The sequence below is a fragment of the Xanthomonas sp. NCPPB 1068 genome (assembly GCF_041479385.2).
Taxonomy (GTDB): Bacteria; Pseudomonadota; Gammaproteobacteria; order Xanthomonadales; family Xanthomonadaceae; genus Xanthomonas; species Xanthomonas cannabis.
Genome location: NZ_CM192986.1, coordinates 1,903,346 through 1,915,089 on the forward strand (window position 1 = coordinate 1,903,346; position 11,744 = coordinate 1,915,089).

At 66.0% G+C, this 11,744-nt stretch carries 9 protein-coding genes and 1 tRNA gene; 6 read left to right on the forward strand and 4 right to left on the reverse strand.

The window, feature by feature from the left end; all coding sequences use genetic code 11:
* Positions 1–56: 56 nt before the first annotated feature.
* The gene (gene pheA / locus ACCQ12_RS08220) at positions 57–1,280 is read left to right on the forward strand and encodes a prephenate dehydratase (RefSeq protein ID WP_372383349.1); all 1,224 of its coding nucleotides are present in this window, start codon (positions 57–59) and stop codon (positions 1,278–1,280) included.
* 112 nt (positions 1,281–1,392) lie between these two features.
* Complete coding sequence (gene aroA, locus ACCQ12_RS08225) at positions 1,393–2,709, forward strand: 3-phosphoshikimate 1-carboxyvinyltransferase (RefSeq protein WP_372383350.1); 1,317 nt, start codon at positions 1,393–1,395, stop codon at positions 2,707–2,709.
* Here aroA and ACCQ12_RS08230 read toward each other — a convergent pair.
* Together ACCQ12_RS08230 and ACCQ12_RS08235 are read right to left on the reverse strand one after the other, a co-directional pair.
* Positions 2,693–3,160 carry an energy transducer TonB gene (locus ACCQ12_RS08230; protein WP_372383579.1) on the reverse strand — a complete coding sequence of 156 codons (468 nt, stop codon included), beginning with the start codon at positions 3,158–3,160 and terminating at the stop codon, positions 2,693–2,695. The genes aroA and ACCQ12_RS08230 overlap by 17 nt on opposite strands.
* Positions 3,161–3,517: 357 nt before the next feature.
* Positions 3,518–4,183 carry an energy transducer TonB gene (locus ACCQ12_RS08235; RefSeq protein WP_355608545.1) on the reverse strand — a complete coding sequence of 222 codons (666 nt, stop codon included), beginning with the start codon at positions 4,181–4,183 and terminating at the stop codon, positions 3,518–3,520.
* 111 nt (positions 4,184–4,294) lie between these two features.
* Between ACCQ12_RS08235 and serS the strand changes: the two genes are divergently transcribed.
* Positions 4,295–5,575, forward strand: a complete 1,281-nt coding sequence (gene serS, locus ACCQ12_RS08240) for a serine--tRNA ligase (protein ID WP_372383351.1) — start codon at positions 4,295–4,297, stop codon at positions 5,573–5,575.
* A gap of 356 nt (positions 5,576–5,931) precedes the next feature.
* Here the strand turns inward: serS and ACCQ12_RS08245 are convergent, their stop codons facing one another.
* A complete protein-coding gene (locus tag ACCQ12_RS08245) occupies positions 5,932–6,510 on the reverse strand; it encodes an FMN-dependent NADH-azoreductase (protein ID WP_372383352.1) in 579 nt (192 codons plus the stop codon).
* A 100-nt stretch (positions 6,511–6,610) separates the two neighbouring features.
* On the opposite strand from ACCQ12_RS08245, the gene ACCQ12_RS08250 reads away from it, so the two are divergent.
* The 3 genes from ACCQ12_RS08250 to ACCQ12_RS08260 all read left to right on the forward strand — a co-directional run bounded on the left by ACCQ12_RS08250 (position 6,611) and on the right by ACCQ12_RS08260 (position 9,060).
* Positions 6,611–7,627, forward strand: coding sequence for a LysR family transcriptional regulator (locus tag ACCQ12_RS08250; protein WP_003485786.1), 1,017 nt, complete (start codon positions 6,611–6,613; stop codon positions 7,625–7,627).
* 379 nt (positions 7,628–8,006) lie between these two features.
* Positions 8,007–8,096 (forward strand) — tRNA-Ser (locus tag ACCQ12_RS08255).
* Between the two features lie 358 nt (positions 8,097–8,454).
* Positions 8,455–9,060 (forward strand): DUF488 domain-containing protein, encoded by a 606-nt coding sequence (locus tag ACCQ12_RS08260; protein ID WP_372383353.1) that lies wholly within the window; start codon positions 8,455–8,457, stop codon positions 9,058–9,060.
* A 73-nt stretch (positions 9,061–9,133) separates the two neighbouring features.
* Here ACCQ12_RS08260 and ACCQ12_RS08265 read toward each other — a convergent pair whose 3' ends face one another.
* Positions 9,134–11,245 (reverse strand): methyl-accepting chemotaxis protein, encoded by a 2,112-nt coding sequence (locus tag ACCQ12_RS08265; RefSeq protein ID WP_372383354.1) that lies wholly within the window; start codon positions 11,243–11,245, stop codon positions 9,134–9,136.
* Positions 11,246–11,744: the final 499 nt, after the last annotated feature.

Consider the following 11,744-nt stretch of genomic DNA (forward strand, 5'->3'; position numbering starts at 1 on the left):
GACCGCGGCGCATGCCGCGCAGGCGCGTGCGCCGTCTTTTCAAGGAATGCCCAGCGATGGCACCCAAGTCCAACAAGCCCAAGGCCGCCAATGGCGGCAAACACAGCCCGGCGAGCAGGTCTGCCGACACGTCTGCGCGTGCGCCCGGCAGCAAACCTGCCAAGGTGGCTGCCAAATCCGTCGCCAAGCCTGTCGCGGCCGCACCGGTGCTGGCCGATGTGCGCGCCAAGATCGACGAGATCGACCGCAACATCCAGGCATTGATCGCCGAGCGCGCCAACTTCGCGCACCAGGTCGGCAAGGCCAAGGGCAAACTGGCAGCGGCGGTGGACTATTACCGCCCCGAGCGCGAAGCGCAGGTGCTGCGCATGGTGGTGGACCGCAACGAGGGCCCGCTCAGCGACGAAGTGCTGGTGCACGTGTATCGCGAAATCATGTCTGCGTGTCTGGCCCAGCAGGAGCCATTGAAGATCGGTTACCTGGGGCCGGAAGGCACCTTCAGCCAGCAGGCCGTGCTCAAGCATTTCGGGCGCTCGGCGGTGGGTCTGCCGATGGCGACCATCGAGGAAGTGTTCCAGGAAGTGGAAGCCGGCAATGCCGATTTCGGCGTGGTGCCGGTGGAGAACTCCGGGCAGGGCACCATCCAGGTCACGCTGGACATGTTCCTGACCTCCAACCTGAAAATCTGCGGCGAAGTCGAACTGCGCGTGCATCAGTATCTGCTCTCGCGCAACGGCCGGCTGGACGACATCGAGCGCATCTATGCGCATTCGCAGTCCTTCGCGCAGACCGCCGGCTGGTTGCGGTCGCATCTGCCCAAGGTGGAGAAGATTGCGGTTTCCAGCAACGCCGAGGGTGCACGGCGCGCGCGTAACGCCGAAGACGCTGCGGCGATCGGCGGCGAGAGCGCGGCGCACGTGTATGGCCTGAAGAAGGTCATCATGAAGTCGATCGAAGACGACGACGACAACACCACGCGCTTCCTGGTGATCGGCCGGCAGATCTTTCCCTCGTCCGGGCACGACCGCACCTCGGTGCTGGTGTTCATCCATGACAAGCCGGGTGCGTTGTTCGATGTGCTCAGCCCGTTCGCACGCCACGGCATCAGCATGAACCGCATCGAGTCGCGGCCCTCGCATCAGGCCAAGTGGGAGTACGGCTTCTTCATCGATCTGGTCGGCCATGTGGAAGACGAGGCGATGAAGCAGGCACTCGCCGAGCTGGAAGCGCATTCGGCACAGATCAAGGTGCTGGGGTCGTATCCGGTCGCGATTCCCTAGGCGCACGAACAGCCGCAGCCATCGGCGCGTTGCGTTGGTGTCGGCAACGCGGCCCCTCTTTCAAAGCGCATCGCCACCGCCTGTGGCGATGCGCAGCATTCGGATCATTCGCATGAGCAACAGCACGCAACACTGGATCGCCCGGCAAGGCAGCGCCTTGCGTGGCACCTTGGCCATTCCCGGCGACAAGTCGGTCTCGCACCGTGCGGTGATGTTTGCTGCGCTCGCCGATGGCGTCTCGCAGATCGACGGCTTCCTCGAAGGTGAAGACACGCGCTCCACCGCGGCCATTTTCGCCAAGCTCGGTGTGCGTATCGAAACGCCATCGGCGTCGCAGCGCATCGTGCATGGCGTCGGTGTGGATGGCTTGCAGCCGCCGTCCGAGGCGCTGGACTGCGGCAATGCCGGCACCGGCATGCGTCTGCTGGCCGGCGTGCTTGCCGCGCAGCGCTTCGACAGCGTGCTGGTCGGTGATGACTCGTTGTCCAAGCGGCCGATGCGGCGGGTGACCGGCCCGTTGGCGCAGATGGGCGCCAGGATCGACACCCAGGATGACGGCACGCCGCCGCTGCGGGTGTACGGTGGCCAGACATTGCAGGGCATTGCATTCGTTTCGCCGGTGGCCAGCGCCCAGGTCAAGTCGGCGGTGCTGCTGGCCGGCCTGTACGCACAGGGTGAGACCTCGGTGACCGAGCCGCATCCCACACGCGACTACACCGAGCGGATGTTGTCGGCGTTCGGCGTGGAGATCGATTTCGCTCCCGGCACCGCGCGTCTGCGTGGCGGCCAGCGACTGCGCGCCACCGATATCGCGGTGCCTGCCGACTTTTCGTCGGCGGCGTTCTTCATCGTGGCTGCCAGCATCGTCCCCGGCTCGGAGGTCATATTGCGCGCGGTGGGATTGAACCCGCGGCGCACCGGGCTGCTGGCGGCATTGCGCCTGATGGGCGCCGACATCACCGAAGAACGTCATGCCGAACACGGCGGCGAACCGGTAGCCGACCTGCGCGTGCGTTACGCGCCGTTGCAGGGCGCGCACATTCCCGAAGCGCTGGTGCCGGACATGATCGACGAGTTTCCGGCCTTGTTCGTGGCTGCGGCTGCGGCAAGCGGGCAGACCGTGGTCACCGGCGCTGCCGAATTGCGGGTCAAGGAATCGGATCGGCTGGCGGCCATGGCCACTGGCCTGCGCACCTTGGGCGTGCAGGTCGATGAAACGCCGGATGGCGCGACCATCCACGGCGGCAGCATTGGCAGCGGCGTGATCGAAAGCCATGGCGACCACCGCATCGCCATGGCGTTCGCCATCGCCGGCCAGCTGTCCACCGGCAGCGTGCAGGTGAACGATGTAGCGAATGTCGCGACCTCGTTCCCGGGTTTCGACACCCTGGCGCGGGATGCCGGTTTCGGGCTCAGCGCGCTGCGCTGAAGTCCACCGGCACCTGCACGCTGCTGATCACGGCATGGCCATCACGCGTGGCCGGCGCGAAGCGCCACTGGCGCAGGCTGTCGGTCACCGCCGCATCCAGGCGCGGGTCGTTGCTGCCGGTGCGTTCGACAATGACTACCTCGCGCACCCGGCCCTGCACATCCAGCTGCAGGCGCACGGTACGGCTGCCCTGGATGCCGGCGCGCGCCAGTTCGGCGGGATAGCTGGGCATTGCATTGCCGGGTAACGGTTCGGCCTCGATGCTGGTGGTGGCCGCGCGTGCCGGTGCATGCGCCACCATCGTCATCGCGCGGGGGCCATCGGCACTGGGCAGAATCTGGCGGCTCGCGACGGGAGCGGGGCCGGTATCGGTCGCAAACGACTCGTCGCCATGCCGGTTCCACCACCAAGCAGGAATCACCACCAGCAGAGCCAGCAGCGTCGCCCACAGCCATGGCGAGGCGCCATCGTCTGCCGCATCCGGCCCCCGGCCCGTAACAGGCGGAGCGCCGCGCGACATCGCTGGCGCCTGGGGCGTTGAAGGGTTCGAGATGAAGGACATGGCCGACCTCCTGGCGCATCTTTGGGATGACGCGGCCAGTCTGGTCGGCACTGCCTGAGGCGCAGCTAAGGCGCGGGGCCTGACGGCGGTTGCCGGCGTGCAGATGTTCAGTTTAGTGATGGTGGCGGCCGTTGCATCCGGGCGAATCGATGGCCGTGTACGGGCTCGATCAGTGCATATCGACGGCTGTCGTCCTCCCGATCAGCAGCACCGGGCGATGCCGATCAGCGCTGCCGTCAGTGGCGCTTACTGACCAGGCTTGAACTCGAACGGAACATCCAGGCTGCCGGCCACCGGCTGGCCATTGCGCTGTGCCGGGTGGAAGCGCCAGTGGCGGACCGCTTCCATCGCTGCGCGGTCCAGATCCCGCGAACCACTGCGCTGCACCAGGGTGACGCCGCCGGGATTGCCGGCGGCATCTACGTCCACGCGCACCACCACATCGCCCGCATCGCCACGGCGCAACGCAGCGGAGGGATAGCGCGGCGGCGGCATCTGGCCCTGGATCGGCACCGGGCGGTTGCCGCCGGCCACCGGGGCCGGGGCCGGCGCTGCTGTTCCTGGTGCACCGGGGACGGCCTCTTCCGGGAGTGGCGCGGGCGCGGGCGGAGCCGCCGGCGCGGTGTCGACCAACGTGGGCGCTTCTTCCTGCGGCTTGGCCTGTGGCATGTCGCTGGCGCCATCCTGGGCGGGCAGCGGCGCTGGCAGCGGTTGAATGGCGTCGTCCGCCGCCGGCGTGCCGGCGCTCGGTTGGGTGGGGGAGGCCTTGTAGAAATCGTCCTTGCGGCCGGTCGCCCACACCAACAGGAACAGCAGCAGGCCGGCAGCGAACGCGATACCGGCAATTTTCAGCGTGTGGCGGGGCAGGCGCAAAACGATCTGGCGGTCGGACGCAGGGCGGGGCGCGGGCATAGGGCTCACCTGAAGGATCGCCATAATTCTTGCATAGCCCCGGTGAATCGATCGCAGCAGGTGGCGGAACAGGCGATAATCCCGCGCTCCCCACCGACACACAGACTTCCGATGCTAGATCCGGCCCTGCTTCGCCAACATCCCGCCGACCTTGCCGAGCGCCTGCGCAGCACCCGCAGTTTCTCGCTGGACACCGCGGAACTGGAGTCGCTGGAAAGCGAGCGCAAGCGCATCCAGGTGCGTACGCAGGAACTGCAGAGCCAGCGCAATGCCAAGTCCAAGGCGATCGGGCAGGCCAAGGCGAAAGGCGAGGATGTCGCCGCGCTGATGGCCGAAGTGGCTGGGTTCGGCGATGAGCTCAAGGCGTCGGAAGAGGCGCTGGATGCGATTCGCGCCAAGCTCGACACCATTGCGTTGGGGTTGCCCAATCTGCCGGCAAGCGACGTGCCGCTGGGCAAGGACGAAGGCGACAACGTCGAGCAGTCGCGCTGGGGCACGCCGCGGCAGTTCGACTTTGCGGTCAAGGACCATGTGGAACTTGGCGCGCCGCACGGCTGGCTGGATGGCGAGACGGCGGCCAAGTTGTCGGGCGCGCGCTTCACCGTGCTGCGCGGGCCGATCGCGCGCCTGCATCGCGCACTGGCGCAGTTCATGCTGGACCTGCATGTGGGTGCGCACGGCTACGAAGAAACCAACGTGCCGCTGCTGGTCAATGCCGATTCGATGCGCGGCACCGGGCAGCTGCCGAAGTTCGAAGACGATTTGTTCCAGACCGAAGTGGGTGAGTCGCGCCGCTATCTGATCCCCACCTCGGAAGTGCCGCTGACCAATATCGTGCGCGACGAGATCATCGATGCCGAGCGCCTGCCGCTGCGCATGACGGCGCATTCGATGTGCTTCCGTGCCGAGGCCGGCAGCGGTGGTCGTGATACGCGCGGCATGATTCGCCAGCACCAGTTCGAGAAGGTGGAGCTGGTGACGGCCTGCGCGCCGGAAGACAGCGATGCCGAACACCAGCGCATGACGCGCTGTGCCGAGGTGGTGCTGGAACAACTCGGCCTGCCCTATCGCAAGGTACTGCTGTGTACCGGCGACATGGGCTTTTCGGCGATCAAGACCTACGACCTGGAGGTCTGGCTGCCGTCGCAGAACACCTATCGTGAAATCTCCTCGTGTTCCAATTGCGGCGATTTCCAGGCGCGGCGCATGCAGGCACGCTGGCGCAACCCGGCCAGCGGCAAGCCGGAATTGCTGCACACGCTCAATGGCTCCGGCACCGCAGTGGGCCGCGCCATGATTGCGGTGATGGAGAACTACCAGAACGCCGACGGCTCGATCGATGTGCCGCAGGTGTTGCGCCCGTATATGGGTGGGATGGAAAAGATCGCTTGACGTCGGCGTGGCCGGTGCAGCCGGCGAGCGCTGTGCAGCGGTGGAGGGATGTCGAGTGATCTCGGCATACACGCGCGCAGTCTGGAGTGGTCGTTGGATCGGCAGCACGTACGCATTTGCACGAGCAAGTGCAGTGTCTCTTGCGGGCTAAGGGTGCAGTTTCAACACGCAAACGGGGCCAGCAGTGGCCCCGTTTCGCGTTGTACGCGGCTGGCTGGTCGTATGGCGTAGTGCCTGGCGCGAGTCACCGGGATGACGCAGCACGCTCAGGATTGCAGCGCGTTGCGCCCACCCAGCACGTGGCTATCGCTCTTGCGGTACGGGCGAGGCACTGGCCTGCGTTTGGTGCCGCGCGCTTATGCCACTGCGCCTGCCGCCTGCTGCAGGCCAGCCAGCGCCTGCGCAATCGCGTCGCTGCGGTGCTGCGGCGAATAGGCCAGGCCTTCGGCGCGTACAAAGCTGACATCGTCCACGCCCAGGAAGCCGAACAGCTGACGCAGGTAGGGCTCCTGGAAATCATTGGTCGGGTCGGGGTAGATGCCGCCGCGCGCGCTGGCGACGATGACGCGCTTGCCGCCGGCCAGGCCTTCCGGGCCGGATGCGGTGTAGCGGAAGGTACGCCCAGCAACCGCGATGCGGTCGATCCATGCCTTGAGCGTGGAAGGGATGCCGAAGTTGTACATCGGTGCGCCGATCACGATGACATCGGCCTCCAGGAACTGCTGCATCGCCTGCTCGGCCACGGCCGCTTCGGCGGCGTCCGCCTGCGCCAACGACCTGCCGCTGAGGTGGGGGATTGGCTCCTGATCCAGATCGCGGTACGTCACCTGCAGCCCGGGGTGCAGCCGCTGCTGCTGCGCAACGGCGGCGGCACTGAGTTCCCGGCTGACGGAATTGGCGCCCAGGGCGCTGGAGTCGATGTGAAGCAGCTTCATGGCGAAGACCTGTGGCAAGCGGCAGCGCCGCGGAGATGCGCAGACTAGGTCGTTGCCCTGTTGGGATAAAGGTGGTTAAATATCACTTATCGTTCTATCCATGGATACCTGCGCCATGCACGACCTGAATGACCTGTACTACTTCGCGATGGTGGTGGACCACGGCGGCTTTGCCGCGGCCGAGCGTGCGCTTGGTATCCCCAAGTCGCGCCTGAGCCGGCGTATCAGCCAGCTTGAAACCGACCTGGGCGTGCGCCTGCTGCAGCGCTCCACACGCCGCTTCGCGGTTACCGACGTCGGCACCAGCGTTCACCGGCATGCCCAGACCATGCTGGCCGAGGCCCAGGCCGCGCGCGAGGTGGTGGATCGTCTCAGCGCCGAGCCGCGCGGTCTTGTACGTGTGAGCGTTCCTGTCTCGCTCGCGCAGATTCAGTTGCCCAAGCTGCTGCCGGAATTTCTGGCCAAGTACCCCAAGGTGCGGCTGCAGCTCAACATCAGCAACCGCCGCGTCGATGTGATCAACGAGGGCTACGACATTGCCCTGCGTGTGCGTTCGCGCCTGGACGACGACGGCAGTCTGGTGATGCGCAGCTTCGGCCAGGTGCAGGAGCTGCTAGTGGCCAGCCCGAAGTACCTGGACCGTGCCGGCCGTCCCAAGGACCCGAGCGAGCTGGCCAACCACACCACCATGAGCACCAGCGAGGACGAAGCGCACCAGCGCTGGGAGCTGCATGGGCCCAACGGCGAGATGCGCCGCGTGGACCTGCAGCCGCGCCTGGCCGGCTTCGACTTCCCGCTGCTGCAATCGATGGCGCGCGACGGCTTCGGCATCACCATGCTGCCGGAGACCGTGTGCGCCGAAGCGGTGCGCAGCGGCGAACTGGAGGTGGTGCTGCCGCACTGGTCGCTGCCGCAGGGCATCTGCCATGCGGTGTTTGCCTCGCGCCGCGGCCTGCTGCCGGCGGTGCGCGTGTTCATCGACTTCCTGGCCGAGCACCTGCCGCAGGAAATCGAACGCTCGCGCCTGGACTGCGGCGGCAACTGCGCCGAGCTGGCGGAAAAGCTCAAGCGTGCCGCCGGCACCGCGCCGCGCTTGGTGGTGGCCGAGGCTGGCTGAGCGGTCGTGGCCAAGGCCGGCTGAGGACTGCGTCTGGCCGCCGCGGCTGGCTGGCAAGTTGGTTGGCAGCCAGCGAGCTGCTCGGCAGTGGTTTCGCTGCAGACGTTCGGCAGGCCGCATCCATGCTTGGGTGCATTCCGCCGACCACGACATGCAGCGGCCGGCCACGAGTAGCGCCGCACGACGCTGTGCCAGCCAGAAGCGAGTGGTGCCACCAAGCAAAACGCGCCAGGGCATGCGAGAATGCGCGCCCGGGAGCGTTCCGGGGATTGTGGATCCGCACAAGATGTCCCTGCGGCCACCGTCAGGCGCCACCCGCGCAGTGCGGGTCGCTATAGCGTGACAGCCGATGCCTTCGGCGGTCACGCGCAGCAGCATCGGAGAGATGGCCGAGCGGTTTAAGGCACCGGTCTTGAAAACCGGCGAAGGGTCAAACCTTCCGTGGGTTCGAATCCCACTCTCTCCGCCACACGCTGCCACAAGTTGCTGAGGCGATGGACTTCTTTTGCAAGGTCCGCTGTCGTCCCATCTTCCATCCCATGCGCAGCGCTATGGTTTCCGTGGCGGCTACTTCTCATCAGGCTGATCGCTCAGCAGCCCCGTCAACCGTTCACCGCAGGTGGTTATGTTGCCGCCACTCGCAGCGCTGGACTAACGCTTCCAGGGCGATTTGAAGCAAGCAGCGTTCTTCCGGAGTGCGAGGAATGGCACGCGTGTGAATCAGGCGGGCCCGCACTGCGCACGGCAGTCGGGCCGCGCGGGCATCACCTGGCATGGTCGCTTGCGGTGATAGTGCTGTACTAGCACTCCTTCAATCCACTGCCGCGATGCATGACACCTCACCCTTGATCAACACCAACGCGCGTTCGCAGCAGACGGCGGGCGATGCGGGCAAAACAGTCTGGACGGTCGGTCACTCCACCAGGACCTGGGAGGCGTTCGTTGCGCTGCTGAGCGCGCATGGGATTGAGGCACTGGTGGATGTGCGGCGTTTTCCGGGTTCGCGCCGCTACCCCTGGTTTGCCAGCGACACGATGGCGCAGGCACTGGATGCCGTATCGGTGCGGTATCTGTGGCTGCCCGAGCTGGGTGGCCGTCGCAAGGCGCAGCCGGGATCGCCGAATGGCGGGTGGCGCAACGCGGCGTTTCAGGGCTATGCCGACCACATGACCAGTGCCGAGTTCGCTGCCGGACTGGAGCGGGCGACGGCCATGGCACGGGAGCGGCGTACCGCGCTGATGTGTGCCGAAGCGCTATGGTGGCAGTGCCATCGCCGTTTGATTGCAGATCTGTTGCTGCACCGAGGGTGGCAGGTGCTGCACATCCTTGGCGAAACCACGGCGCAGCCGCACCAGCTGAATGCCGATGCGCGCCCGGTTGGGAGCGATCTGATCTATCCGCCGCGGCAGATCGGTCTGTTTTCTGCCGAGTAGGCGCCTGTGGTTACGTCGATGCCGAGACGGTGCCCGCAACCGTTGCTTGCGCGTTGAACGCGATCATGCGGGCTCACAGCACCGTTGCATTGACCTTGAAGACTTCCACTGCGCGGGTGAGTTGCGTGGAGTGCTCCTCCAACGCATGCGCAGCGGTGCTGGCGGCTTCGACGAGGCGCACGTTTTGCTGGGTGGTTTCGTCCATCTGGGCGATGGTGTGGTTGACCTGTTCGATGCCGCCGGCCTGTTCCTGCGAGGCGGCGGAAATATGTCCGATGATGTCGGTGACATGCTGGACGCTGGTGACGACTTCGCCCATGGTGGTGCCGGCCTGGTGCACCAGGGTCGCGCCATCGGCCACGCGCTGTACGGAATCGTCGATCAGGCGTTTGATCTCCTTCGCTGCATCCGATGAGCGGTGCGAGAGCGTGCGCACTTCCGACGCGACCACCGCAAAACCGCGGCCTTGTTCGCCCGCGCGCGCGGCTTCGACAGCGGCGTTCAACGCCAGAATGTTGGTCTGGAAGGCAATGCCGTCGATGACGGAAATGATGTCGGCGATGCGTTTGGAGGAGGCTTCGATACCGGACATCTGCTCGATGACCTGGCCGACCACATCGCGACCTTGCGAGGCGATGGTGGCCGCGCCGAGCGCGAGCTGGTTGGCGCGGCCTGCATGCTCGGCGTTCTGCTTGACGGTGGAGGTCAGCTCTTCCATCGAGGCGGCGGTTTCTTCCAGGCTGGCTGCCTGCTGTTCGCTGCGACGGGTCAGTTCCTGGTTGCCACCGGTGATGTCTTCGGCGGCGAATCCGATGCTGTTGGACGTGGTCTGGATGCGCGTCACGATATCGGTGAGGCGGTGCACGGTGCTGTTGGCGTCGTCGCGCATGGACGCAAACACGCCGTGGAAGTTGCCGGACATGCGCACGGTCAGGTCGCCGTCGGCGATGGCGCGCAGCAGTTCGGAGAACTTGGCCAGGTTGGTGTCGGAGGTGGCCATCATGGTGTTGAGGTTCTCCACCATCAGGCGGAAATCGTGTTCGAACTTGTCCGGCTGGCCGCGAAGTGCGAAGTCGCCCGCGCAGGCAGCCTGGGTCAGGGCGTGGATCTGCGCGTTGATCGCGCGCAGGTTCTGCTTGACCTGCTGCATGGTGGCGGTGATGGCGGCCTTTTCGCCGGGATACTGTTCGATCTCCGGAGCCAGGTCGCCGACTGCATAGCGGCCCATGACCTCGGTCATGCGCAACTGCGTCTGCACATGTGCGTGCACCAATGCGTTGGTGTCCTGCACCATGTGGCCGTACTCGCCGGGGAAGCGCTGCGCATCGGTGCGATAGCTGATCTCGCCGGCATCGTGGCGCGATGCCATGGTGCGTTGTGCGGAGATCACGTCCTGCAGGCGATGCTGCATGTGCTGCATGGCGCGCAGCAGTTGGCCGGATTCGTCGCTGCCGGTCGGGGCGTCCTGGCTGCGCAGGTCGCCTTCGTTGATGCGTTGGGCCAGCTGTAGCGACTGACGCAGCGGCAGCACCACGCTGCGGGTGAGCAGGAAGGCAATGGTTGCGCCGAGTAGCAGCGCGACGACGGTGGAGATCACCATCAACATCGCAAAGCCACGCGCGGTGGCGACGGCTTGCTTGGCCGCTGCGCGGTTCTTGGCTTCCTGCAGGTCGATGAAGGCGTTGATGCTGGCCAGCCAGTCGATGAAGGCCGGGCGTGCTTGCTGCAGCAATTGTTGCTCGGCGTGCAACCGGTCCGATGCATCGCGGAACGAGCGCACCTGCGTGATCAGCGGCATGGTGCGCTGCTCGATGGACTTGATCTGCTGAAGGATGGCTTTTTCTTTTGCGTCGGTCGAAGCCGCGATCATGTCGTCGAGCGGTTGCGCGGAACGCGCGTAGTCGGCGGCGAGCTTGTCGATCAATTGCTCGGCCGCGTGGCGGTCGGCCGGCGCGTCCATCAGGACAACATCGCGCAAGGCGATCGCGCGATCATGCACGCTGCCGCGAAAGTTGATGGCGTAACGCTGCTTGACGCTATTGACCTCGTTGATGGCGGTCAGTTGCTGGTCGATGCTTCGTACGCGCTGGATGCCAACCACGGTCAGGATCACCATCAGCACGATGATGGACAGAAAGCCGAGCGCCAGGCGCTGACCAATGCGCAGATTCGAAAGGAGATGCATAGGGTTCGATCGGTGATCCGACAGCGGGATGGCAGGGGTCCCCGCGGCAATGGCGAGGCGAAAGGCGCGATACGGCCGTGGGCAGCGCAAGGCCGCTGCGTTGGGTGTGTCTCGACCTATTCGTTAGCGGCCTCGGCCAGGAGAACTGAACTTTGCAGCCCGGAGGATTCAGGTGCGGTTGCTGCGTCCGGGGCGGCGTCGAGCCGCCAGCCGGCTCGCCCGGATGGCGTTGGCGATGCGTGGGCACGCGACGCCCGAGCCAAGCCCGGAGCGGAGCTGGCATGACCCGCATCGTCCGGCGCAGGCGTCATGCCCGCCGTGTAAGCCCGTTCTGCCAAGTGGGCCTGTCTCCATCCACTCCCGGCCGGAGCGCGGCAGCCGGCGAACAACCACTGCCGAGCTGGCAGGTAATAGATTCAGTGGCATGTCGCCCGTCCGCTGGACGGCGTCGGTCGCAGGCAAGATGATAGGCGCCCGGCGTGGGTGTCGCCTGTCACCC

Coding starts and splice junctions, on each gene's coding strand:
- ACCQ12_RS08235 (WP_355608545.1), bottom strand. CDS start 4,183: ATGCCCGCGCCCCGCCCTGCGTCCGACCGCCAGATCGTTTTGCGCCTG.
- pheA (WP_372383349.1), top strand. CDS start 57: ATGGCACCCAAGTCCAACAAGCCCAAGGCCGCCAATGGCGGCAAACAC.
- ACCQ12_RS08245 (WP_372383352.1), bottom strand. CDS start 6,510: ATGAAGCTGCTTCACATCGACTCCAGCGCCCTGGGCGCCAATTCCGTC.
- serS (WP_372383351.1), top strand. CDS start 4,295: ATGCTAGATCCGGCCCTGCTTCGCCAACATCCCGCCGACCTTGCCGAG.
- ACCQ12_RS08250 (WP_003485786.1), top strand. CDS start 6,611: ATGGATACCTGCGCCATGCACGACCTGAATGACCTGTACTACTTCGCG.
- ACCQ12_RS08260 (WP_372383353.1), top strand. CDS start 8,455: ATGCATGACACCTCACCCTTGATCAACACCAACGCGCGTTCGCAGCAG.
- ACCQ12_RS08265 (WP_372383354.1), bottom strand. CDS start 11,245: ATGCATCTCCTTTCGAATCTGCGCATTGGTCAGCGCCTGGCGCTCGGC.
- aroA (WP_372383350.1), top strand. CDS start 1,393: ATGAGCAACAGCACGCAACACTGGATCGCCCGGCAAGGCAGCGCCTTG.